The organism is Vasconcelosia minhoensis LEGE 07310 (genome assembly GCF_015207255.1).
Classification (GTDB): Bacteria; Cyanobacteriota; Cyanobacteriia; order Phormidesmidales; family Phormidesmidaceae; genus Vasconcelosia; species Vasconcelosia minhoensis.
Genome location: NZ_JADEXG010000021.1, coordinates 50,626 through 73,508, shown reverse-complemented (window position 1 = coordinate 73,508; position 22,883 = coordinate 50,626). Strand labels below are relative to the sequence as shown.

Below are 22,883 nucleotides of genomic sequence, written 5' to 3'. Positions count from 1 at the left end.
GGGGGAATATCTGCCGGAGCAGCGACCGGCTGGGAGGGGGGCGCAGGAGCAGCAGCGACCGGCGGCAAGCTGGCGGTGCCGACCGCGGAGGACTTGCGCAGGGTGAGCTCAAACTCAGCACTTTTAAGCGTCAGCTCAGCCACATCGGTCTGACTGAGTGCAGCGACGAGTTCACGGAGTTCGTTAAAATTCAAATCCACGGTATTGATAAGTCCATAGTAAATGCCCTAGCTGCCCCAGTCGGCCCGACCAGATGCCTGGTCTAAGACGACTCGCGGCCCAGGTAGCTATCATTGCGGGTATCAATTTTAATCCGTTCACCGGTCGAAATGAACAGCGGCACCATCACCTGCGCGCCGGTTTCGACGATGGCGGGCTTCGTACCGCCGGTTGCGGTATCCCCCTTGACGCCGGGGTCGGTCTGAGTCACCTCTAGCACCACTGAGTTGGGAAGCTCCACCTCCAGGACCTGATTCTGCCAGCGCAGGACGCTGACCTCCATTTCTTCTTTCAAATACTTAACCCGGTCGCCAATCTGGTCTTCGGTCAGCCGCCGTTCTTCATAGGTCTCCATATCCATAAAGACATACTGATCGGCCTCCCGATAGGTGTGCTGCATCGTGCTTTTTTCCAGAACGGCCTGGGGCAGCGATTCACCGGCCCGAAAGGTGCGCTCGACGACGCTACCCGTCTGCACGTTCTTCAGCTTGGTGCGGACGAAGGCCGAACCCTTGCCGGGTTTGACGTGCAAAAATTCGACAACGCGCCATACAGACCCATCCAGTTCGATGCTGGTGCCGGTGCGAAAATCGTTGCTAGAAATCATGGTGCCTGGCCATTTTTGCAGAACGGTCGGCCTTATTGTACCGCTCTCAGGGAACCCTGCTAACGTCTGCTATCTCTCTATAGACGGATTCGGCCTAGATTAGCCGACATCGGTTTAGGAGACGAACCACACTATGGCAAGATCGTCATAGCTGCTCTGAGTTCAACCATGATTCGCCTTCGACGCTTCAAAACTTTCTGCCTCAGCCTGCTTTTCCTAATCGTGAGCTGGATTGGGTTCCTCCCCCCGGCTTCAGCGGCGACCCTGGCCCCGAACATATCTCTGGGCGGGCTGAGTCCGGCACCGCTGATTAGCTATCTGCCGCCGGGCAATGCCATTACCGACGGCGGGGCACTGCTGCGCTATGCGCTGCCGATCGACAACGATGAAATTCGGAAGATTCAGGGCGACCTGGAGGGGCTATCGGAATGGCTGCGCAGTAAGCGCTGGGGGCCGATTAAAAAAGACGTCACCAAGGTTGAACGGGTGCTCAGCCGCGATCGCGATCGCATCCTGGCCGCAGTCCCCACCGACCGTCAGGGTCGGGCCGCTGCGCTGCTAGACAGCCTGGCCGCTGGCCTAGAGCCGCTGCGGGAAGCGGCTGGTAATCAGGATAGGGAAGGCGTCTGGCAAGCCCGGGCCGATCTGCTCAAGCAGGTCACCCAGATCGAAGAGCTGATGGTGACCGAATATCCCTTTGCGGTCCCTCAGGAGTACAGCGACCTGCCGCAGCTGAAGGGCCGCGCCGCAGTCGAGTTTATGACCAGCCAGGGCGGCCCGATTACGGTTGTCGTCGATGGCTATAGCGCCCCGGTGACGGCGGGCAACTTTATCGATCTGGTCAATCGCGGCTTCTACGATGGCCTCCCCTTCATTCGCGCCGAAGATTTCTATGTCCTCCAGACGGGCGACCCTGAAGGCCCGGCAGAGGGCTTTATCGACCCGAAAACCGATGAGTATCGGGCGATTCCGCTAGAAATCCTAGTGGAAGGCGATGACGCCCCGCTCTATGGCGTCACCCTAGAAGAAATTGGTCGCTTTATGGATTCGCCGGTACTGCCTTTTCAGGCCTACGGCACGGTCGCCATGGCCCGTCCGGAGAGCGATAAAAATGGGGCTTCTTCTCAGTTCTTTTTCTTCCTGTTTGACGCTGCGCTAACGCCCGCCGGGCTGAACCTACTGGACGGTCGCTATGCCGTCTTTGGCTATGCGGTTGAAGGCGATGAGGTGCTGGGTAAGCTCGGCCAGGGCGACCGCATTGAGTCAGCCAAGGTGGTTTCGGGGATGGAAAACTTTGTCCCGCCGCAGTCGGCTTAGGTCGTCAGCGTGCCCTCCCCGACCGTTGCCAGCCTGGGCGAAATCGGCCTGATTGAGCGGCTCAAACCCTACTGTGCCGTAGGAGCGCTGGGCGATGATGCCGTCCTGATGCAGCTGTCGCCGGGGCGTTCCCTGGTGGTGACGACCGATGTGCTGGTGGAGGACGTGCATTTTAGCGATCGCACCACGCCTCCCCGGTCGGTCGGCTGGCGCTCGGCGGCAGCCAATCTGTCTGACCTGGCGGCGATGGGGGCAGCCCCGCTGGGGATTACGGTCGGCCTGGCGCTGCCGCCGGAGACGCCCTGGGACTGGGTAGCCGACCTCTACCAGGGCATGCAGGACTGCCTGGAGCAGTATGGCGGCGCGATTTACGGCGGTGATGTCTGCCGGGCTGACCAAAAAACGGTCTCGATTACAGCGCTCGGCCAGGTTGACCCGCAGCGGGTGATCTACCGCCATGTCGCTCAGCCGGGTCAGGCAATTGTCGTGACGGGATGGCATGGCGCTGCGCGGGCGGGGCTAGCGCTGCTGCTGGAGGAAATTGCTGCTGACGGCGTTTCCGACCCGGTGCGGCAGGCTTGGATTGCGACGCATCAGCGCCCCCGGCCCCGATTTGACGCGGTTGATCTTCTCCAGCAGATGGATTTAACCTGGCCGATTGCCGGGATGGACAGCAGCGACGGGCTAGCGAATGCGGTGATGCAGATTTGCCGCCGCAGCGGGGTGGGGGCTCAGATCATGCGATCGCGCCTACCCATTCCGCCCCATCTATCAGACTGTGTCGGCCCCGAACTCGCCCTGGACTGGACCCTCCAGGGCGGCGAAGATTTTGAGCTGGTGCTGTGTCTACCGCCCGGAGCGGCCCAGGCCTTTGTGAAAAGGCTCGGGGGTGAAGCCGCGATCGTCGGCAGCGTGACTTCAGTAACTGACATTCTTCTGGTCGAGACCGAAGCCGACAGCCACGGCCAGCCACTCGACTCAAAAGGCTTTCAGCATTTCTAGCCTTATCGATAGTGACACAACGTGCCCTACAGCACGATTGAATGCTAACCCTCTAATTAGGCTAAAGAGACCGCGTTACAGTCACAATAAAGGCAATCAGGGTCAGGCTCGTGGAGAATCACAGCCCAAAGCTAACAGGTCGTTAGTCCTGCGCTAAGTAGGTTAGCCCAATGATTTGTAAGACCTGCTGTAACTTTGTCCTCGCCCTCACCCCAAACCCCTCTCCCGGAGGGCGAGGGGCTTTGAGTCCGGCACCCCTTCTCCTCGGGGAGAAGGGGTTGGGGGATGAGGGCAATGCTGGACATCAGGAGTTTAATTAGGTTCACGTACTTAACTTAATTTTGCCGACCTACTTAGGTCCTCAGTCAAGCGCATCCACATGGGAGCCTGGGTTTTGCCACCGCCCTGAATCCGTTCCAGAGCGGCCCTCATCTCCACTCGAACATCGAACTCAGTTTCTCCTTTCACCGCCTGGCACAGCGGCTCAATCGCAGTTTCATCGCCCATTTCATTCAAAAACCGAGCCGCTCGCCAGCGCACGAGCTTAGAAGGATCTTGAAGCGCCTGCTCTAAAGTTGTCCTGGCTCTGGAGTCACCCAGATCGCTGAGCGCATCCCCAGCCGTTCGGCGAACCATAGCCGCAGGGTCGGTGAGGACGGTCTGACACAGCGGCTCAACGGCTTCAGGTCTGGCGCTGGCCCCTAGTAAAGCTGCGGCCCAGCGGCGAATGGTGCTTTTTTCGTCATTCAGGGCAGCCGCGATCGCGGGTAGAGCCGCAGGCGTCGCCTCTATCTGCTGAAGTGCCTTTAGCCGCTGCTTCCAGTCAGCCTGGCTTAAATCAGCCAAAAGCGCCTGCTGCCGCGCGGCGTCATGAGTAGACTCCGCTGCCGACTGGCCAGCTATCGCCTCCGCTTCAATCCGCGCTAGCTCCTCTGCGTCGATCAGGCTGACGATCTCATCGGCAACCTGTTGAGCAACCCGCTCGGGATCACCTGCCGAGGCCTGATACGGTTCCCAGTATCGCTCGGCCACATAGTCGGCGGCAGTCGCTTGAATAGCCCGCTGCAAAGTCTGGCTAAACCGCTCGGGCAGGGCTACCCGAGCCTGCTGTCCATCTGCTGCTAGTGCCCGCACCTGCACCGGAATGCCGCGAAACATCTGAATAGCAACCTCAACTTTGCCCAAACTTGAGGCAGATTGGGAGGCAGCTGAGCTAGCGTTGTCAGACTGTTTTGGCGGCTGAGAGAGTTGGTTTAGCAGTTCGGCATCGGCTTTATCTGCGATCCCAAGAATATCAGCAGCCTGAGCTAAAATCGGCCGCCAGTCTGCGCTTCCCTGGCGGGTCAGGGTGATGAAGTCGTTCACTAAAAAGACAGACTGAACAGCTTCAATAGCCAACAGTTGCTGGGCAAACGCAGGCGTATCTGCGGAGCTGTTTCCCTGTTGTACCGTTACAGACTTAGGGCTAATCGTTCCGTTCAGATTGAGCTTGATGCAGTTTGGGCTGGGAGTTGTTTCAATCGAGACCAGCTGCAATATCCCCATGCGAGACGCAGAGATACGGTCAGATTCATTCGACATTACCAGTAACCCGGGGGACTTCCCGCTTACTGTAACAAAAATTCTCTCCAGGGAAGGACGTTATGGCTGTGCAGGTTTTCGACAATTAAATTATTCTTCAGAAGCGCTGCGCTTCAGCGCAGCAGATCGGCTACCCATGAACTCTAGTTCCCCTTCTAACGAAACGCCGACTGCTGTGCTAGAGCAGATTGCCCAGCAGGTGTTTGGCTACGACAGCCTGCGACCGGCCCAGCTCAAGGTGCTGGAGTCGGTCTTGGCTGGACAGGACACCCTGGCCGTCATGCCCACCGGTTCAGGCAAGTCGGCCATCTACCAAATTGCGGCCCTGCGGCTGCCAGGGATGACGGTGGTGATTTCGCCCCTGATTGCCCTACAGCAGGATCAGGTAGACGCGATCGCGGCTCAAGACACCGTCAAAGCCGCCGTGCTCAATTCCAACCTGAGTAAAACCGAGCGTGAGGCCGTATTTGACCGATTGGAGCGTGAAGAACTAGAGTTTATCTTTCTCGCGCCGGAGCAGTTTAGCAATCAGGAAACGCGATCGCGCTTAGAAACTATCCGTCCCTCACTGTTCGTCGTCGATGAGGCGCACTGCGTCAGCGAATGGGGACACGACTTTCGGCCTGACTATTTGCAGCTGGGCGGCGTGATTGATTCGCTGGGGCATCCGGTGGTACTGGCCCTGACGGCGACCGCTTCGCCCCTGGTCCGTCAGGAGATTTTAGAACGGCTGGAGATGCGCGACCCGGCTGAGATTGTTCACGGCTTTGATCGGCCTAACCTATATCTCAGCGCCTACTCTTTTCATGAAGAGGCGGCTAAAACCAAGGCGCTGCTCGATGCAATTAGCCAAGCAACGCTGCCCGGCATTGTCTATGTGGCGACGCGAAAAGCCGCAGAAGCGCTTTCAGAATTGCTGATTGCTCAAGACATCCACGCAGCGGCCTACCATGCCGGACTCGCTACGGCAGAGCGCGATCAGATTCAAGATCGGTTTATGGCCGATCAGATTGACGTGATTGTGGCCACGAATGCCTTTGGCATGGGGATTGACAAGCCCAATGTGCGCTTCGTCTACCACTATCACATTCCCGGTTCTGTCGATGCCTACTATCAGGAGATTGGCCGCGCCGGGCGGGATGGTGAACCTGCGGACATCAAGCTGTTCTATCGCCCCGATGATATGAAGCGCCAGCGCTTTTTTGCTGGCGGGGGCAGCGTCGATGAAGAAACGCTGTCCGACCTGGCCCAGCTGATCGAAGCGGCACCTGACGCGCTGCCTGAAGAACAGCTGTTAGAACATGGCGATCTCTCTCAGGCTAAGCTGGCGACTGCGCTAGAAAATCTGGAGGCAGCTGGCCTGATCGAGCGAGGACCGGGAGGAGAGATTAGCGCGATCGCGACCGATGTGGAAAGTGCCGTTGACCAGGCCATGACCCAGCAGGAACGCCGCCAAAAGTTCGATCAGTCGCGGCTGAAGATGGTCAGCGGCTATGCCGAAACCCAGTCCTGCCGACGGGCCTACATTCTGAGCTACTTTGGCGAACCGTTTGAACCCCCCTGCGGCAAGTGCGATCGCTGCGAAGCGCGAGAATCTTTGGGATCCGCTGCTGAAGATAGCTTTCAACCTTTCCCGATCTCCAGCACTATCATCCACACCAACTTTGGCAAAGGCCAGGTGCTCCGCTACGAAGAAGACAAAGTCTGCGTCCTATTCGAGACAGTCGGCTACAAAACCTTCGTCACCCAGATGATTGCAGATTCGGTTACGTGTTTATAGGTTATTGCTCGATTCCGCTATGGTGTTCTGCTTTAATGTTATTGCTCATTGGGAAATGAGACCGACATAAAATGCAGGCAATAATCAGTCAAGGCGATAGCGTCTTCTGCCAATAGACATTGAGCGTTAGTGACAGCAATACGAGGATAAAGATGCACCCGCTTTTGATATTCAACGACGAGAAACTGCTTCAGCGTGCCCTGACCCATCGGTCTTACAACCATGAAAACCCGGATGCAACCGGACATAACGAACGGCTGGAGTATCTGGGTGATGCCATTCTTACGTTTATGAGTGCCGAGTACTTGTATCGCCTTTCTCCTGAAAGAGATGAGGGTGAAATGACCCGGCGGCGGTCGGCCCTGGTGGATGAAAAGCAGCTGGCGCGGTTTGCGACTGAAGTCGGACTGGGATCCCAAATGCGCTTGGGACAGGGGGTTCTCAAAGCAGGCGGGGTTCACAATTCAAAGCTGCTCAGCAGCACCTTTGAGGCCGTTGTTGGCGCTTACTATCTCGATAAGAATCGCGATATTGAAGCGATTCGACCGCTGGTCGAAGCGCTGTTTGGCGCTGTGCCGGAGAATGTTGTGGCAGCGCGCTCCCATGTAGCCCCCAAGAACGAACTTCAAGAGCTCATTCAAGCTGAGGACGCGACGGCTTTACCGGTATATGACACTGAGCAAACAGGCGGAACCGATCACCAACCTGAATTTACTTCTCAAGTCAAAATAGGCGAAACCCGCTATGGCGAGGGCAGAGGTCGCAGTAAGAGAGAGGCCGCAACGAACGCGGCCATTGACGCCCTGACTCAAATTAAGCGGCGCGGCGGGCTTTGCCCCTAAAAGAGCTAATCGCCTTAGAGCTGAATTGAACCGGGCAAAATTTCCTTGGGGAGAATACCATGAACTCCCTTCATCGGAGCGTTGACGGCTTGGGTAATGTGGAAATGGACCCCCAGACTGCACAGCATATAGGCATCTTCAGGGTTCAGACTCAGCACTTTTTCGAGGAAATCGACCATCCGGGTCAGAGCCGACTCGAAGGCAGCGTCCAGCGTCTCGGCAAATCCCATCGTGATCCAGGCGTCAGCGGTCTCTGCTAAAGGTAGGGGCAGGTGGCCCAGGTCCGCTCGCCTCAGCAGCTCAAAGGTGCCCTCCATAGACGTTTCCAGAGCAGTCAGGCAGACTTCCCCATCCCCTTGCAGGCTGTGGCCATCGCCGATGGAAAAGCGCGCGCCGGGGAGAAACACCGGCAGAAACAGCCGACAGGGCGGCTGGAGCAGTCGATTGTCGATATTGCCGCCGTAGTCGCCGGGGGGGATGGAATTGCGATCACGCGCCGCCGTCGCCACCCCCAAGGTGCCAAAAAAGGGCTTTAGCGGCAGCTTAATACCGCTACCGGTTGGAAACTCAATCCTGCCAGCCGCCAAATCGATCGGAATAAATTCGAGTTTTTCCTGGTCAAAACGATCCGGTAAACCTCCCTTACCCGGACTGGTCAGCGTAAAACCCACCGGCAGCAGCGGCCGCACGGTTTCCAGGCGAATTTCGAGCACCTCACCAGGTTCCGCCCCCGTCACGTAAATTGGGCCGGTCAGCAGATGGGGACCGGCTGCCACCCGGCGTTCCGGGGCCAGATTCTCGCAAATCTCTAGAAATGCGGGGGGCAAAAACGCTGGCGGGGCCTGCTGATAGACCGGCAGGCCGGAGAAGGTCTCTACCGTAACGCGATCGCCTGAGCGAACCGTCAAAGCAGGCGGAATCTGCGCAGAAAACCCGCCAAAATGAACGGTTTCACAGGTGGCTTTGAGATGATGATCGGTCACAAAAAGATCAGAACCACAGCGATGCCTGAACGCATTGTGTATCCACAACTACAGTCCGTTCGGGCCTCTCAACTGAAAATATCATATATGATTCACAGCGCGGATTGATGGCGACTACCGGAAAGCGGCGATGACTGAACAACTCTCCCTTGCGACCTCACCCCAGGTCGAGACGGCTGCCGTGCTGGAATTTCGCGATGTCGGCTTGCAGTACCGGATGTCGGGCCGTCCGATGCCGGTAATCGAGCATATTTCTCTCAGCGTGGGGGAAGCTGAATTTGTTTCCATCGTGGGACCGAGCGGCTGCGGCAAAACCTCGCTGCTGCGGATGATATCGGGGCTGAATCCGGTGGGGAAGGGTCAGGTTTGCTTTCGTGGCGAGCCGATTACGAAACCCCTCAGCAGCGTTGGCATCGCCTTTCAGAATCCCGTCCTCCTGCCCTGGCGGACGACGCTGCAAAACGTACTGCTGCCCCTGGAAGTGGTGCCGACCCACAGGCGACAGCTGAAAAATCAGCGATCGCGCTATGAAACCATGGCCCAGGACCTGCTCGCCACCGTTGGCCTGGAAGACTTTCAGCATCACTATCCCAGACAGCTCTCAGGCGGCATGAAGCAGCGGGCTTCGCTCTGCCGGGCGCTGATTCACCAGCCTGAGCTGCTGCTGCTCGACGAACCCTTCGCGGCGCTAGATGCCTTTACCCGGGAAGAAATGTGGGAGCTCTTGCAGCGGCTTTGGGCGCGATCGCAGTGCACCAGCGTGCTAGTCACGCACAATTTGCGCGAAGCCATTTTCCTGTCGGACACCGTCTATGTGATGGGACCTCGGCCCAGCCAGATGGTCTATACCCTCAAAGTCGATCTGCCCCGCCCCCGGACGCTAGATATGTGCTTCACCGAAGACTTTCACCAGATGTATACGGAGCTGCGGCAGCATATTCAGCGCAAATAGCCCTATGGTTTTAACGGAAGAGCTCAATACGCCCCAGGACCGCTTCGGCAATCTGCTGAATTCCAAGCATGGCACCTATATTTTGCCGCTGATCACAACCCTGTTGTTGTTCATCGGCTGGGAGCTGGCGGTGCGGCTGTTTTCCATCCCAGAGTTTATTCTGCCGGCGCCTTCGGCCATCCTGGCAGAGATTCCCCAATGGGGAGGGGCGGTCGCCAAGAATGCCTGGACGACGCTGGTCACAACCCTGCTAGGATTCCTAGCCGCCCTGGCTTTAGGCGTGCTGCTGGGGTTCATGATCGGCTATTCAAAACTGGCGAATCTGACCATCTATCCGCTGCTGATCGGGTTCAATACCATTCCCAAAGTGGCCCTGGTACCGCTGCTGTCGATCTGGTTTGGGATTGGGGCAGTCCCAGCGGTGATTACGGCGTTTTTGCTGGCCTTCTTCCCGATTGCGGTGAACGTAGCCATTGGTCTAGCGACGGTCGAAACAGAGATGCAGGATGTACTGGTATCGCTAGGCGCCAGTCGGTTTGAGGTATTTCAGAAAGTCGGTCTGCCCCACACCATGCCCTACCTGTTTGCTTCCCTCAAGGTGGCGATTTCCCAAGCTTTTATCGGCTCGGTGATTGCTGAAACCGTCGCCTCTAACGGCGGCATCGGCTATGTCATCCTCTCGGCCAGCTCCAACTTCAACGTGCCGTTGGCATTTCTGGCCCTGCTCGCCCTGGCGGTGATGGGAGTGATTCTGTACAGCTTTTTTATGGTGCTGGAGAAGCGCTTCGTTCATTGGATTTAGACTGCCATGCGGATTGACCTCCATAAGATTCCCCAGGCCAGCCCCGATGACCTCTCTGGTCTCGATCACCTGATTCAGTCCGGCACCCTCGACCCGACCCAGATTATCGCCATCTTGGGTAAAACCGAAGGCAACGGCTGCGTCAACGACTTCACCCGAGGATTTGCCACCCAAACGCTAAAAGCCTATCTGGGCGAGAAAATAGGGGCTGCGGCGGCTAAACAAATTGTCTATATCATGTCAGGCGGTACGGAAGGTGTGCTCAGCCCTCACCTGAACGTATTCACTCGCCAGGCTGGCTCACTCGAAGAGTCACCCCACTGGGGACTGGTCATGGGCATCAGCCGCACTCGCCCCTTTGCGCCCGATGAAATTGGCTCGCTAGCGATGGTCAAAACCGTTGCCCAGGCAGTGCAGGCGGCCCTCGACGATGCCAGGCTGACGCCGGAGAATGTCCATTTTGTGCAGATTAAATGTCCGCTAGTGCAGTCGAACCAGGCAGAATCGGGCCGCAGCAGCTATCAGTCTATGGCCGACTCCCGGGGGGCGGCTGCGCTAGGGGCCGCGATCGCCCTAGGAGAGATCCAGCCGGAGCAGCTTCAGCCCGAGGCCATCTGCCAAAATTTCAACCTTTATTCTAAAACCGCTTCGGCTTCCGCCGGGGTGGAATTGCAGAACTGCGAAATCTTTGTGCTGGGCAATGCCGCCCATGCGACTGGCGATTTGATCGTTGGCCATGCTGTGATGCAGCATGCCCTCGATATTGAAGCCGTTAGAAGCGCGATCGCAGATACCGGCCAGCCCCCCAGTCAGGTCGTCAATATCTTTGCCAAAGTCGAAGCCGACCCCAGCGGCGCTGTGCTAAACCGACGGCACACTATGCTCGATGACTCCGATATCAGCCATACCCGCATGTCCCGGGCCGTTGTCGGAGCCGTCGTCGCAGCGGTGATTCAAGATCCGATGGTCTACGTTTCCGGCGGCAGCGAACATCAGGGACCCCCCGGCGGCGGACCAGTTGCGGTGATCTCTCGCCTGAGCAGTGCTCCAGTCCGCTGAGACAGTCAGCCTGATACCATCAATCGCTAGCGTGCAAACGGGTGCCCATTGACGCTGGGTTTTTGGCGCTGGGTTTAACGTTCTGAAAAGAATAATTTAAGGCCGGCAAAAAGTTCGTTGAAATCGTGCTTTTAGGCTGGCATAAAGAAAGTGAATCAATTCAAAAATGAATCTTATGGGTAAAAAGATTGAACCGAATATGAATGTATATCGCTTTACAGTTGCACCTTCGAATAGATGGAATAAATAATTTCAAATCGAGGCTTTGTGTGGCTATGAAACATTTTTTGAGCGGGTCAAGAAAAAGAATTACGTCTGGCTTGTTTGCAACTTCCTTACTATTTGTTGGTGCTTGTTCGACCCCCTCAGCTGACTCGGGGACTGGGGAAGCTGCCGCCGGGGGCGGCTCTGGAGAAACGATCCGAATTGCCATCGGCACTCAGGATCAGGTGATCAACACCGCCGTAGGCGGCGCTACCGTACGAGAGCTGGAGCTATTAGAAAAGCATTTGCCCACCGATGGCAAATATGAAGGCGTTGAGTACGATATTCAATGGTCTAGCTATACCTCAGGGCCGCCGATTACGAACAAAATGCTAGCCGATCAGATTGATATTGGGTTGATGGGAGACTTCCCAGCGGTGATCAATTTAATCAAGTTTCAGCAGGAGGCACAGGACGCCAACTCTATCTTTATTGGCACGCTAGCCTATAGCCCCAACGGAGCCGGAAATGCAGTTGTCGTTCCTAAGGGCAGCGATGCAACGTCTTTAGCAGATTTGAAGGGAGGCACCGTTTCAGTTCCCTTTGGCTCAGCGGCCCACGGCATGGTGTTGAAAGCGCTGAGCGATGCCGGAATTGATCCAGAAACGGATGTCAAGCTGATCAGCCAAGCACCAGAAGTCGGTGGATCTAGCCTGCGTACCGGGCAAATCGATGCCCATGCAGATTTTGTGCCCTTTGGAGAACTGTTTCCCTTCCGCGGCTTTGCCAAAAAGATTTTTGACGGGGCTCAAACCGGGGTGCCGACGCTGCATGGCATTGTTGTGCGCTCTGATTTTGCCGAGGAGCATCCTGAAATCGTCGTGGCCTATCTAGAAGCCGTACTGGAAGCCAACCAGATATTCCGCGAAGATCCCGAGGGAACGTCAGCTCAGATTGAGGAGTGGTCTGGAATCGATAAGGAAGTCGTCTACATGTTCTTGGGGCCTTCCGGGCTGCAGCCGCTAGACCCGACGATTCGAGAGGTGCAGGTTAGCGCTCTGAAAAACAGCATTGCCACCCTGACCAGCTTGGGCAAAATTGAAACCCCAGTCGATCCTGAAGAAGTGACCGGTTGGATCGACGAAAGCTACCTGCGGCAGGCGATGGAAGACATGGGCCTGAACTATGACGAGGTGATTGAGACGGCTGAAAGCTATCAGATCACCGGCGAGGATGCGCTCACCGGCGAGGAGATTACCGACCCGAAGCTGGCGGCGCAGTACTGGGTGCAGGAGGAAGAGCAGGTGACTAACTTTGCTTCGATTCCCAACATGCTCCAGGCGCTGGCGACGCTACAGGAAGAGGGTAAAGCCGCCGATGTGATGTTTGTCCACGATCGCGAAAATGGCTGGAAGCTGTTTGCGGAAAACTCCTACTATGTCAGCAACGGCGATGAGGTATCGGCCTTTCTGCTCCAGTCCGACGCCCAGACCTATGCGACGGAGTCGGGTGGGCAGGTCACCGCTTTCCGAGGACTCCAGGAGATCTACGCCAGGCGACCGTCCGCCCTGGTCGGCGCACTGTAGTCGGCGCTGGGTGATACCGATAGACAAATTGAGAGCTGGAATACAGAATCCTGTCAGCTTCGCCCCCTAAGGTGAGGCTGACGGGCCGAAAGTGACGTGATTGAGAGACCTAGCATGGCGGTAACGGCTTCGAATATCGGCAAGGGCAGCCCTTATGCCCGGTCAGCCCAGGTCAAGGCCAATCCCTTTTTGCTGGCGAATCGTTCGATCCGGCGATTGCTGGCCCTGGCCCTGTTTTTTGGGATCTGGCAGCTGCTGTGCGCGACCGGCTTTGACCTGTTTATTAACTTTCAGCTGGTGCCGGCTCCGACTGAGGTGGCGAAGGCGACGCTGGAGTTCTTTACCGCTGACCCCTGGGTCCATATCAAATCCAGCCTGATGCGGGTGCTGTTGGGATATGCGATCGCCTCTAGCCTGGGCATTGTCCTGGGGGTGCTGATTGGCTGGTTTGAAGCCTTTGAAGACCTGCTGCTGCCGCCCCTGGAGCTGCTGCGACCGATTCCCGCTGTAGCCTGGATTCCCCTGGCGATTCTGATGTTTCCCAATGCCGAAAGCGGCATGGTCTATATCACGTCCATTGGGGCCTTTTTCCCCGTCTTAATCAGCACCGTGCGCGGCGTCGAGAGTACGCTCAGCGATACGGTGCTGATTCGCGTCGGCCAGTGCTTAGGGGCGCGGCCCTGGCATATCTTTAAGCACATTGTGGTGCCCGGCTCTATGCCCAGCATTGCCAGCGGCCTCACCATCGGCATGGGCAATGCCTGGTTCTGCCTGGTGACGGCTGAAATCTTGGCGGGGCGCTACGGGGTAGGCTACATCACTTGGGAATCCTACGTCACCTCCAACTATCCGCCGATTGTCATGGGCATGCTGCTGATTGGCCTGATGGGGGCGGCGAGCTCCTGGATTGTCAGCCGGGCCACCGGTGCCCTGATGCCCTGGCGGGTGATCCGTAAACAGGGGAGTGCCTGATTGTTAACTCAGTTCAGTTGTCTATCTAAAGGCTTTAACCATGTTAATGCAGCAGGTCGAGCAAAGCGTCAAAGGGGCAGTGCAGATCGAAGGACTCTCGGTTTCGTTTCACCGTCAGGGTCGCGAAAATCGGGTGCTGGAGGAGATCCAGCTGGGAATTCGGCCAGGGGAGTTTGCCTGCTTGCTGGGGCCTTCGGGCTGCGGTAAATCGACGCTGCTCAACCTGGTCGCGGGTTTTATCAAGCCTACGGCGGGCTATGTGACGGTCGATCAGCAGCCGATTACTCGCCCTGGCGCCGATCGCGGCTTTGTCTTTCAACAATATTCGCTCCTGCCCTGGAAAACAACCTTTCAAAACATCGAGCTGGGGCTCAAAATTCGCGGCTTGTCCAAGCCCAGCCGCCGGGAACTGGTAGATGACTATCTGAATCGCGTCGGGCTCTACAAACATCGCAACAGCTATCCCTACCAGCTCTCGGGCGGAATGCAGCAGCGGGCCAGTATTGTTCGAGCGCTGGTGAATTCGCCCTCGGTGCTGCTGATGGATGAGCCCTTTGCCGCCCTAGATGCCCAGACCCGACATATGATGCAGGAGCTGCTGCTGGATATTTGGGAAGACCTGAAAACCACGGTCATTTTCGTCACCCACGACATCGAAGAAGCGATTTTCCTGGGCGATCGCCTCTACATCATGGGGGTGCAGCCTGGCCATATCAAAGCGGAGCTGCCGATCAGGCTCAGCCGCCCCCGCCACTTCGACGATACCCTATCGACGGAATTTATCAATCTGCATCGGCAGGTCTTTGAATGCATCCGGGAGGAAACCCTGAAGAGTATGGAGGCCGGCTAGATAGGTCGGCTAGATGGCCGCGATCGCGCTGGCTAAAAATTCCGGCTGCACCCAGCGGTCCAGGTTCAGCTGGGGCAAATGCTCATGGCCGTCAATCTGGCTGAGCTGTTGAATATGGGCCTGGAGCCAGTCGGTATGGATTTGAGTCTCGGGTAGATAAACACCCGTAGTGACGTGACTAGCTCCAGTCCGCTCTCTGGCGAGCAGGGTCTTAGCTACAATCGCCGCATCCATATTCACCCAGCGGCTAACTAAAGTCGTCGCCATCGGCTGGGTTTGGTACCAATACTGAGCGGCCAGCAGCGCCTTCAGGTAAGCCACCACAATCTCCGGATGGCTGTCGGCCAGGTCCTGCTGCACCACCACCCCGTGAAAGGTAGGCAGACCATCCAGACTGGCCTTCAGCAGCTGGCGAAACTGCCCCTGATGTCGGGCGATTTCATGGAACGGTGCGAAGTAGGCATAGCCGTCCACCGGCATCGCATTCCGCCCCCGCTGCTGGGTATTGAGATTGTCAATGGAGGTGAGCGTCACCTGATTCAGCAGCTGCCTATGGTGGAGCGATCGCATCACCATGCTGTGGGCGGCAGAGCTGAAGGGCACAGCAATCACCCGCCCGTCGAGGTCTTCAATGCAGTGGAGCTGAGAATTTTGCGGCACGATGATGTCGTTGCCTGCCCCATCGGGGTTGCTGGCGACAAAGCTAACCAGGCGGGTGCCCATGGCCGTTGTGGTGGGGTCATCCTGTCCGGCACTCAGCAGTAGCGGGTAGTCTCCCAAAATCCCAATATCGATCTGCTGCGCCTTGAGCCCCGCCACAATCGGCGCGCCAGAGTCGTAGTCTTTCCACCGCAGCCGATACTGAGTGCCGCTATAGCGGCCTTCCCGAGGTAAAAAATGCTCCAGCAGCCCCAGCCGCTGAATGATCAGCCCCGCTGTCGCCGTTTGGATAGTTCGATTTTGGGTGCCAATGGTGAGGGTAAGCGTTTCGGAAACGCTCGATGGGCCAGAGCGCGCCCGAAAATTCGGAGACTGAAAGCGAGCCACTCGACTGGGTTCGTTGGCTGGCCGCGGCCAGTGCGCTAGCATTTCGATCAGCTGCTGAATCGGCTCCAGCGCCTGCCGCCCCCGAAACGGCTGCTGCGCCCGCGTCTCTAGGGCTCGACTCAGCCGTTTAGAGATCACCAAATAGAGCGGCAGTCCCAGGGCAAATTCTTCCAGGGCAACGCGCTTCATCAGCCCCGCCTGCTGCTCTAGCTGAAACTCAACCTCCGAGGCAAAGCTCAGATATTGGCCCTGCATCACGTAGGTGCGAACCAAACTGGGAGAATCGACGATTTCTACCTGGGCAAAATCGGCCAGGCTAAGGCCCAGTTCTGCCATCCGTTTTTCTAAGATAATGCGGCTGCTGGCCCGCTCGGATAGCAACACCCAGGACTGGTTGCACAGCTCTTTGAGACTGAGCCAGGGCTGCTGAGCCAGATGATGGCTGGGAGAAACAACCAGTGAATATTGGACCGTATCAATAATCGTTTCAGCCATTTCATCAAAGGCCGAAAAGCTCAGTTCAGAAATGCCGATATCGGCCTCGCCGGTTTTAATCGCCCGATAGAGGTCTTCGACCGCGTCAAACTGGATGCACTTAGCCTGAACCTGCGGATACTTTTGCCGATATTTAAACAGAAATGAAGGCAGCCAGTGGCTGCTGATATCTGCCATGCAGCCCACTTTCAGCGAGCTCAGCTTGCCTTGCTTAATCTCATCTATTTCAGCGACGAGCTGGTCTGCCAAATCAATCAGCTGGGGACCTTCCTCCAGCAAATACTGGCCTGCCTGAGTCAGCTCAATTCGCCTGCCTAATCGATTGAATAAAGGCGTTTGCAATGCCGATTCTAGAGATTTAATCTTGGCGCTGACTGCGGGCTGGGTGAGATTGAGCGCGTCGGCGGCTTCAGTAAAGCTTAGACAGCGGGCAACTTCCAGGAAGACGTTAAGCTGATAGATTTCCACATTTTTAAAGAGGGATACAGCGCCAGTTTAGATTTTTTTAATGAATAAATAATCCATGTCCTAAGACTTGAATTATATGACTTACTCCCCATGCTTCTGTCAATTTGAGCACAGGCTTAAACGGTTCACTCGAAAATGACTAAAGCCGGAGCGCTGAACGCCGATGTTGATCCTATGAAAGTTATTTATGAGTGTATAGAGAGCTTTGATTCAAAAACCGTAGTCAGTGTTACAAAGAGAATTCTACGGTTTCTGAGCCTCTTTTAAAATGTGAATAGCAAAGCCCCGAGGCGCGATCGCGGATTTCAAGCGTCACTAAAATCAATCTGCGCTTTTGGGCTTTGCTGCCGGACAAGTCAGCCGTACATATTGAGGAAGGGGTTGAGTGAATACTCAGTATTTGAAAACAGATTTTTTAGTTGTGGGGGGTGGCACCGCCGGAACGATGGCCGCCATCAAGGCTAAGCAGGCCAGTCCAGAAAGCGACGTGCTGATTTTGGAGAAGGCGAATATTCGGCGCAGCGGCGCGATCGCGATGGGCATGGACGGTGTCAACACCGCCGTCATTCCCGGCAATTCTACCCCAGAGCAGTACGCCCGCGAGATTACCATTGCCAACGACGGCATCTTAAACCAAAAGGCAGTTTACGAAACGGGTCGCCTGGGATTCGAGGTGATTCAGGAGCTGGAAAGCTGGGGGGTCAAGTTTCAGAAAGACCACGAGGGCAACTACGACCTGAAGCAGGTGCATCGGGTGGGAAAATATGTGCTGCCGATGCCCGAAGGGAAGGACCTGAAGAAAATTCTGTCTCGCCAGGTGAAGCGCCACAAGGTAAACGTCACTAACCGGGTGATGGCAACCCGGGTGATGGTGCAGGATGGCCGCGTCACCGGCGCGGTCGGCTTAGACGTGCGCAGCGGCGACTTTGTGGTGATTCAGGCCAACGCTGTCGTGCTCTGCACCGGGGCCTGCGGTCGGCTGGGGCTACCAGCCTCGGGCTACCTCTATGGCACTTACGAGAACCCCACCAATGCCGGGGATGGCTACTCCATGGCCTATCATGCTGGGGCTGAGCTGACTAACATTGAATGCTTCCAGATCAATCCCCTGATTAAAGACTACAACGGCCCGGCCTGTGCCTACGTCGCCAGCCCCTTTGGGGCCTACACCGCCAACGCCGAGGGCCATCGCTTCATCAACTGTGACTACTGGAGCGGCCAGATGATGCTGGAGGTATGGAAGGAGCTAAACTCAGGCAAAGGGCCGGTCCACCTGAAGATGTACCACCTGGACGACGACACCATTTCTGAAATTGAGTCCATTCTGTGGGACAACGAACGGCCTAGCCGCGGGAGGTTCCACCAGGAACGGGGAGAAAACTACCGCACCCACGGCGTTGAGATGAATATCTCAGAGATTGGCCTGTGCAGCGGCCACAGCGCCTCGGGGGTGTGGGTTAACGAAAAGGCCGAAACCACGGTGTCAGGACTTTACGCCGCTGGCGACATGGCTAGCGTTCCCCATAACTATATGATTGGGGCCTTTGTCTATGGGCGCATCGCCGGGCAGAACGCAATGGAGCATATTCAGTCCCTTGACCATGTGGAACCCGATGCAGAATTCTTAGCCGCCGAGCAGGCGCGCATCTATCAGCCGCTCCAGCAGCCTGAGGGCGTCCCCCATACTCAAATGGAGTACAAACTGCGGCGGCTGGTGAATGACTACCTGCAGCCGCCTAAGTCTCCTAACAAGATGGATATTGGCCTGATGAAGTTTGTTGCCTATGAGCAAACCCTGGAGAAGATGGGCGCAAAAGATCCCCATGAGCTGATGCGCTGTATGGAGGTTCACTTCATCCGTGACTGTGCAGAAATGGCCGCTCGGGCCTCTCTGTACCGCAAAGAAAGCCGCTGGGGATTGTATCACTACCGGCTGGACTATCCCGAGAAGAACAACGAAGAATGGTTCTGCCACGTCAACATCAAGAAGAATAAGGCCGGGCAGATGGAGCTGTTCAAACGCCCGGTCGAACCCTACGTCGTCAATGTAGACCTGGAGGAGGAAGTTTACGACGTAGCGGTGCGCTGACCTTTATTTCTGTGAGCAACTGTTAGGCAACCGTTAAACGATAACCAACCAAAGGAGAGTTTTATGGCGTTAACCACTCAGCGCGTCGATGTCCCCGTGATCGTAGACGAATCGAAATGTCTGGAGAAATGCGTCGCCTGCATTGAGGTCTGCCCGCTAGACGTTCTAGTGAAGAATCCAGATACGGGCAAAGCCTACATGAAGTATGACGAATGCTGGTTCTGCCTGCCCTGCGAGAAGGAATGTCCGACCAACGCCATCACGGTGCAAATTCCCTTTTTGCTGCGCTGATGGTGCTGCCAGCCGTTATTCACCCAGCCGTTATATGGAGAACAGCCCATGCAAACCCCCAATATGGACCCAGAAGTCGCTCAGTGGGTGGAGATGCTGCAATCTCCTGAGCTAAACGAACGCCTGGTCGCGATTAAATCTTTGCAGCACCTGGGCGATGAAGATGCGATAGAACCCCTGATCGCAGCCCTCAACGACGAAAGCCCAACTGTTCAGACCCTGGCGGTGACGACCCTGTGGGAGCTGGCGAATCCCGTCGCGATTCCGCCCCTGATTGAATGTCTCAGCTCTCCCCATGCAGAAGTCCGGGATGAGGCCCTGTCGGCCCTGAAGGAGCTGGTTTCGACCCAAGACCTGATGAAGCTGCTGGACGTACTCCAGCAGGAGGATGCCCATGCCCAGCTGAATGTGCTGGTGCTGCTGCGTAAGATTCACGACGCCCAAGCGCTGCCGTTTATCCTGCCTTTCTTCCAGTCCGAGCGGCCCGAGCTGCGGGAAGCGGCAGTCACGACCCTGCGCTACCTGAACCAGGTGGTGCGCTGTGAACCGGCGCTGGCGCTGGCAGAGGACCCGGTGGAGAGCGTCCGCCGGTCTACGGCACTAACGTTGGGCCATCTCAGCGATCAGGAGGTTGTTCCTTTACTCTGTCGGCTGCTGACTGCCGACCCCGACTGGCAGGTGCGGCGCAATGCGGCCCAGTCTCTAGAACTGCTGGCCGACCCGGCGGCTATTGATTCCCTGGTCGCGGCCATGGCCGACCCGGAATGGCAGGTGCGTAAATTCACCGCCCGCGCCCTGCAGCAGACGGCTGACGAGCGAGCCATTCCCGCCCTGATTAAGGCGCTCTCTGACGAATATTCCGACGTCCGGCGCGATGCTGCCACGGCCCTGGGCAACCTGGGTCAGCCCAGCACCCTTTCTGCCCTCCAGCAAACCCTGGACGACCCGGATATGGACGTGCGGATTTACTCAGAACGCGCGATCGTAAATATTCAGGCATCCCAATCAGAAACGTCTAATGCCTAACCATGCTTCCCCCTTCCAGCCCGCCGACGCAGCGAGCCAGCCCGAATCAGCTTCCCCCGACCCCCAGGCCCTGGCCCGCAAGGCCGAAGTCACGCAGCTGCTTAAGGGAGTCATGGAACCCCAGCTCAGCGCCGATGTCGTCGGCCTGGGCATGGTGCGCAATTTGCGAGTCGTCGATGACTACGTCTACTTACGACTCTACGTCGGGTCTCACCAGCATCAGCTGCAAGATCGAGTGCAGCAGCAGCTAGCAGGTCTGCCCTGGTGCAAGAAAGTCTATGTGCAGCTCTGCACAATTTCGGGAGTGCGCACTACCCTGGCGGTCTCCAGCGGCAAAGGCGGCGTCGGCAAGTCTACAACGGCGGTCAACTTGGCGGCGGCCCTGACCCAGACCGGGGCCAGCGTGGGTTTGCTAGATGCCGACATCTACGGCCCTAACGTGCCCCAGATGCTGGGCTTGGGACAGTCCAATGTACAGGTCAGAGAGACTCCTGACGGTCAGCGGTTTATTCCCCTGGAAGCCCACCGCATTAGGCTAATGTCGGTGGGCCTGCTGGCCCAGTCAGACCATCCTTTGGCCTGGCGGGGACCGGTGATGCACAAAATTTTGACCCAGTTTATCCACGAAGTAGACTGGGGCGAGCTGGACTATCTGCTGATCGATCTGCCCCCCGGTACCGGCGATGCTCAGATCACCATCGTCCAGGAAAGCCCGATTTGCGGCGTCGTGATGGTGACTACACCGCAGCAGGTGGCAGTAGCCGATGTCCGCCGCAGCGTTCATATGTTCCGGCAGGTCGGGGTGCCGGTGCTGGGGCTGGTGGAAAACATGAGCTACCTGCTGTGCGGCCACTGCGGCGAACCCACGCCCATCTTTGGGGCTGGCGGCGGCGAGCAGATTGCCGCCGAGCTCCAGGTGCCGCTATGGGGAAAGGTGCCCATCGATCCTCGCATCTGTGCTCAGGCCGATGCCGGGATGCCGCTGCCCCTACAGGTACCCGACGCACCCATCAGCCAGATCTTTGGCCAGATTGCACTGGGGCTGAACCAAACCTTTGGCCAGGATGCCAGAGAGAAATGTCAACCCCAGGGCATGACTGAGTGATCGCGTTCAGGATAAGCCGCTCAATTTCGAGCGTTAAACGCTGCGTAGGGCTGCTGCTCAGGAAACTCCCAGGCGGCATACCATTTTGCCAGATAGGGTCGGATTGCCTGGGCCAGAGCGCGATAGGCAAAACGATCCGGCGCGGCTTCCAGCTGAGCAGCGACCTCCTGGCCGACGGCTTGCAGGTCAAAGCCGGTAGGCTGACCGGCTTTAACGACAGCTTGACCGTTCACCAGCACCGTATCCACATCGGCCGCCTGGGCTCGCATCATCACGACCGTCAGCGGGTCAGCTTCTGGGGCCACCCAGGGCCAGGTGATGCGATCGCACTTCACCAGCACCATATCAGCCCGGTACCCCGGGGCCAGCCGGCCCAGCGTCTGTGCTTTGCCCAGCAGCTTTGCGCCGCCCGCCGTCGCCAGCTGAAAAATTTCGGCAAACGTCGGGGCCGGTTTCCCAATCTGAGGGGTTCGCTGCAGTCGGGCCGCCAGCCGCATCTCGGTGAACATGTCCTCGTCGTCGTTCAGGGTGGTGCCGTCCATCCCCAGGCCGACTGTGACGCCGCCGGCCAGCAGCGCGTTGAGGGGCGCGATGCCCGCCCGCAGCCGCAGGTTGGAGCTGGGATTGTGGCTAATTGAAGCGCCGGTTTCGGCCAGAATCTCGATATCCGCCTCAGTCACCCAGACCCCATGGGCGATCGAAAAGCGGGGACTCAGCACCCCCAGCTGATGCAGATGGGCAATCACCGACTGGCCATGGAAACGCGGCCCGATCAGCTTTTCATAAAATGATTCCAGGGCGTGGGTCTGGACGCCCGTCTCTAAGCGGTCTGCGGTCTCGACCGTTTTTTGCAGCAGCTCGTCGCCTACCCACTGCGGGCCGGGCGGACCAAACCAGACGTCGATGTGGGGATGGGACTGATACTGCCGCACCGCATCACTGACTATCTCCAGGTAGTCGGAAGGGGAGAGCCCTTGTTCGGGCGGCTTCAGGCTTTGAACCTGATTTTGCAGCAGTTCTGGCAGCCTGGCTAAAAAGGCGTCATCCTGGCCGGTGCCGTGGACTAGAAAGCTGTCATAGTTGGCACCGGGGGCTAAGACAGCCCCCAACCCGGCCTGCTCGTAGGCCCTCAGCCGTTTTTGCAGCGCGGACTGGCTGGCCTCCGCTGAGCCGCCGACGGTGGCGACATCGAGTACGGTGGTGACGCCACTTTTCAGCAGGGCGGCGGCGCTGAGCAGGGTTTTGAGGGTGGAATCCTGCGATCGCAGTCCAATATTGGCGAACAGCCACAGTTCTAAAAAGTCATCCTCTACGCCCAGCAGCGAATTGGGGACGCCGTTGCTATGGTGGTGGGCGTTGATCAGGCCGGGCAGTACCGCGTGCTGGTCAGAGCCTAGAACAGCGGCGTCGGGATAGCGATCGCGCAGCCTGCCCCAGTCCCCGACCTCGAAAATTGACTCGGCCTGGACCGCTACCGCCCCATCGGTGAGGACGCCAGCTTCCGTAAACACCCAGCGGCCTCGAATCAGCTGCACGGGCTCTGTCTTAGCGTGGGGATTAGAGGCAACCATTGAGCATCTCGTCCTTTTTGTCGTCATCGCTAGCA

19 protein-coding genes and 1 pseudogene are annotated in these 22,883 nt (G+C 57.4%); 14 read left to right on the top strand and 6 right to left on the bottom strand.

Features of this window, described 5'->3' with window-relative positions; translation table 11 throughout:
• Together IQ241_RS25505 and efp are read right to left on the bottom strand one after the other, a co-directional pair.
• Positions 1–200 (bottom strand): annotated as a pseudogene (locus IQ241_RS25505) (acetyl-CoA carboxylase biotin carboxyl carrier protein); the annotation flags it as partial.
• A 62-nt stretch (positions 201–262) separates the two neighbouring features.
• Positions 263–826, bottom strand: a complete 564-nt coding sequence (gene efp, locus IQ241_RS10910) for an elongation factor P (protein WP_193906941.1) — start codon at positions 824–826, stop codon at positions 263–265.
• A gap of 168 nt (positions 827–994) precedes the next feature.
• On the opposite strand from efp, the gene IQ241_RS10905 reads away from it, so the two are divergent.
• The gene (locus IQ241_RS10905; RefSeq protein WP_193906939.1) at positions 995–2,143 is read left to right on the top strand and encodes a peptidylprolyl isomerase; all 1,149 of its coding nucleotides are present in this window, start codon (positions 995–997) and stop codon (positions 2,141–2,143) included.
• Positions 2,144–2,152: 9 nt separating this feature from the next.
• A complete protein-coding gene (gene thiL / locus IQ241_RS10900) occupies positions 2,153–3,145 on the top strand; it encodes a thiamine-phosphate kinase (protein WP_193906937.1) in 993 nt (330 codons plus the stop codon).
• A gap of 330 nt (positions 3,146–3,475) precedes the next feature.
• Here the strand turns inward: thiL and IQ241_RS10895 are convergent, their stop codons facing one another.
• On the bottom strand, positions 3,476–4,726 hold the full coding sequence (locus IQ241_RS10895; RefSeq protein WP_228021582.1) for a virulence factor: 1,251 nt from the start codon (positions 4,724–4,726) through the stop codon (positions 3,476–3,478).
• 136 nt (positions 4,727–4,862) lie between these two features.
• Between IQ241_RS10895 and IQ241_RS10890 the strand changes: the two genes are divergently transcribed.
• Complete coding sequence (locus IQ241_RS10890; protein WP_193906934.1) at positions 4,863–6,506, top strand: RecQ family ATP-dependent DNA helicase; 1,644 nt, start codon at positions 4,863–4,865, stop codon at positions 6,504–6,506.
• A 152-nt stretch (positions 6,507–6,658) separates the two neighbouring features.
• Positions 6,659–7,348: a ribonuclease III gene (gene rnc, locus IQ241_RS10885; protein ID WP_193906932.1), complete on the top strand. Its 690-nt coding sequence runs from the start codon at positions 6,659–6,661 to the stop codon at positions 7,346–7,348.
• A gap of 14 nt (positions 7,349–7,362) precedes the next feature.
• Here the strand turns inward: rnc and IQ241_RS10880 are convergent, their stop codons facing one another.
• The gene (locus IQ241_RS10880) at positions 7,363–8,331 is read right to left on the bottom strand and encodes an acetamidase/formamidase family protein (protein ID WP_193906930.1); all 969 of its coding nucleotides are present in this window, start codon (positions 8,329–8,331) and stop codon (positions 7,363–7,365) included.
• A gap of 130 nt (positions 8,332–8,461) precedes the next feature.
• Between IQ241_RS10880 and IQ241_RS10875 the strand changes: the two genes are divergently transcribed.
• The 6 genes from IQ241_RS10875 (at position 8,462) to IQ241_RS10850 (ending at position 14,756) form a co-directional block, all read left to right on the top strand.
• Complete coding sequence (locus IQ241_RS10875; RefSeq protein ID WP_193906928.1) at positions 8,462–9,283, top strand: ABC transporter ATP-binding protein; 822 nt, start codon at positions 8,462–8,464, stop codon at positions 9,281–9,283.
• A gap of 4 nt (positions 9,284–9,287) precedes the next feature.
• Positions 9,288–10,085, top strand: coding sequence for an ABC transporter permease (locus tag IQ241_RS10870; RefSeq protein ID WP_193906926.1), 798 nt, complete (start codon positions 9,288–9,290; stop codon positions 10,083–10,085).
• A 6-nt stretch (positions 10,086–10,091) separates the two neighbouring features.
• On the top strand, positions 10,092–11,144 hold the full coding sequence (gene atzD, locus IQ241_RS10865; protein WP_193906924.1) for a cyanuric acid amidohydrolase: 1,053 nt from the start codon (positions 10,092–10,094) through the stop codon (positions 11,142–11,144).
• 275 nt (positions 11,145–11,419) lie between these two features.
• Complete coding sequence (locus IQ241_RS10860) at positions 11,420–12,934, top strand: ABC transporter substrate-binding protein (RefSeq protein WP_193906922.1); 1,515 nt, start codon at positions 11,420–11,422, stop codon at positions 12,932–12,934.
• A gap of 114 nt (positions 12,935–13,048) precedes the next feature.
• The gene (locus IQ241_RS10855) at positions 13,049–13,906 is read left to right on the top strand and encodes an ABC transporter permease (RefSeq protein WP_193906920.1); all 858 of its coding nucleotides are present in this window, start codon (positions 13,049–13,051) and stop codon (positions 13,904–13,906) included.
• A gap of 40 nt (positions 13,907–13,946) precedes the next feature.
• Positions 13,947–14,756: an ABC transporter ATP-binding protein gene (locus IQ241_RS10850; protein ID WP_193906918.1), complete on the top strand. Its 810-nt coding sequence runs from the start codon at positions 13,947–13,949 to the stop codon at positions 14,754–14,756.
• A 9-nt stretch (positions 14,757–14,765) separates the two neighbouring features.
• On the opposite strand, the gene IQ241_RS26170 is transcribed toward IQ241_RS10850, so the two are convergent.
• Positions 14,766–16,766 carry a LysR family transcriptional regulator gene (locus IQ241_RS26170; protein WP_193906917.1) on the bottom strand — a complete coding sequence of 667 codons (2,001 nt, stop codon included), beginning with the start codon at positions 16,764–16,766 and terminating at the stop codon, positions 14,766–14,768.
• 385 nt (positions 16,767–17,151) lie between these two features.
• Between IQ241_RS26170 and IQ241_RS10840 the strand changes: the two genes are divergently transcribed.
• The 4 genes from IQ241_RS10840 (at position 17,152) to IQ241_RS10825 (ending at position 21,277) form a co-directional block, all read left to right on the top strand.
• Positions 17,152–18,855, top strand: a complete 1,704-nt coding sequence (locus tag IQ241_RS10840) for a fumarate reductase/succinate dehydrogenase flavoprotein subunit (RefSeq protein WP_193906915.1) — start codon at positions 17,152–17,154, stop codon at positions 18,853–18,855.
• Positions 18,856–18,918: 63 nt separating this feature from the next.
• Entirely contained in the window at positions 18,919–19,146 is a 228-nt protein-coding gene (locus tag IQ241_RS10835; RefSeq protein ID WP_080811359.1) for a 4Fe-4S dicluster domain-containing protein, read from the top strand.
• Positions 19,147–19,194: 48 nt separating this feature from the next.
• Entirely contained in the window at positions 19,195–20,172 is a 978-nt protein-coding gene (locus IQ241_RS10830; RefSeq protein WP_193906913.1) for a HEAT repeat domain-containing protein, read from the top strand.
• Positions 20,165–21,277 carry an Mrp/NBP35 family ATP-binding protein gene (locus IQ241_RS10825; protein ID WP_193906912.1) on the top strand — a complete coding sequence of 371 codons (1,113 nt, stop codon included), beginning with the start codon at positions 20,165–20,167 and terminating at the stop codon, positions 21,275–21,277. The genes IQ241_RS10830 and IQ241_RS10825 overlap by 8 nt, the downstream gene beginning before the upstream one ends.
• A 20-nt stretch (positions 21,278–21,297) precedes the next feature.
• On the opposite strand, the gene IQ241_RS10820 is transcribed toward IQ241_RS10825, so the two are convergent.
• Positions 21,298–22,848: an amidohydrolase family protein gene (locus IQ241_RS10820; RefSeq protein ID WP_193906910.1), complete on the bottom strand. Its 1,551-nt coding sequence runs from the start codon at positions 22,846–22,848 to the stop codon at positions 21,298–21,300.
• Between the last annotated feature and the right edge of the window lie 35 nt (positions 22,849–22,883).

What these genes read in the sequence shown, in the direction of transcription:
- atzD (WP_193906924.1), top strand. Translation starts at nt 10,092, where the DNA reads ATGCGGATTGACCTCCATAAGATTCCCCAGGCCAGCCCCGATGACCTC.
- IQ241_RS10875 (WP_193906928.1), top strand. Translation starts at nt 8,462, where the DNA reads ATGACTGAACAACTCTCCCTTGCGACCTCACCCCAGGTCGAGACGGCT.
- IQ241_RS10820 (WP_193906910.1), bottom strand. Translation starts at nt 22,848, where the DNA reads ATGGTTGCCTCTAATCCCCACGCTAAGACAGAGCCCGTGCAGCTGATT.
- IQ241_RS10895 (WP_228021582.1), bottom strand. Translation starts at nt 4,726, where the DNA reads ATGTCGAATGAATCTGACCGTATCTCTGCGTCTCGCATGGGGATATTG.
- IQ241_RS10860 (WP_193906922.1), top strand. Translation starts at nt 11,420, where the DNA reads ATGAAACATTTTTTGAGCGGGTCAAGAAAAAGAATTACGTCTGGCTTG.
- IQ241_RS10905 (WP_193906939.1), top strand. Translation starts at nt 995, where the DNA reads ATGATTCGCCTTCGACGCTTCAAAACTTTCTGCCTCAGCCTGCTTTTC.
- rnc (WP_193906932.1), top strand. Translation starts at nt 6,659, where the DNA reads ATGCACCCGCTTTTGATATTCAACGACGAGAAACTGCTTCAGCGTGCC.
- IQ241_RS10890 (WP_193906934.1), top strand. Translation starts at nt 4,863, where the DNA reads ATGAACTCTAGTTCCCCTTCTAACGAAACGCCGACTGCTGTGCTAGAG.
- IQ241_RS10830 (WP_193906913.1), top strand. Translation starts at nt 19,195, where the DNA reads ATGCAAACCCCCAATATGGACCCAGAAGTCGCTCAGTGGGTGGAGATG.
- IQ241_RS10870 (WP_193906926.1), top strand. Translation starts at nt 9,288, where the DNA reads ATGGTTTTAACGGAAGAGCTCAATACGCCCCAGGACCGCTTCGGCAAT.
- IQ241_RS10850 (WP_193906918.1), top strand. Translation starts at nt 13,947, where the DNA reads ATGTTAATGCAGCAGGTCGAGCAAAGCGTCAAAGGGGCAGTGCAGATC.
- IQ241_RS10835 (WP_080811359.1), top strand. Translation starts at nt 18,919, where the DNA reads ATGGCGTTAACCACTCAGCGCGTCGATGTCCCCGTGATCGTAGACGAA.
- IQ241_RS10855 (WP_193906920.1), top strand. Translation starts at nt 13,049, where the DNA reads ATGGCGGTAACGGCTTCGAATATCGGCAAGGGCAGCCCTTATGCCCGG.
- IQ241_RS10825 (WP_193906912.1), top strand. Translation starts at nt 20,165, where the DNA reads ATGCCTAACCATGCTTCCCCCTTCCAGCCCGCCGACGCAGCGAGCCAG.
- efp (WP_193906941.1), bottom strand. Translation starts at nt 826, where the DNA reads ATGATTTCTAGCAACGATTTTCGCACCGGCACCAGCATCGAACTGGAT.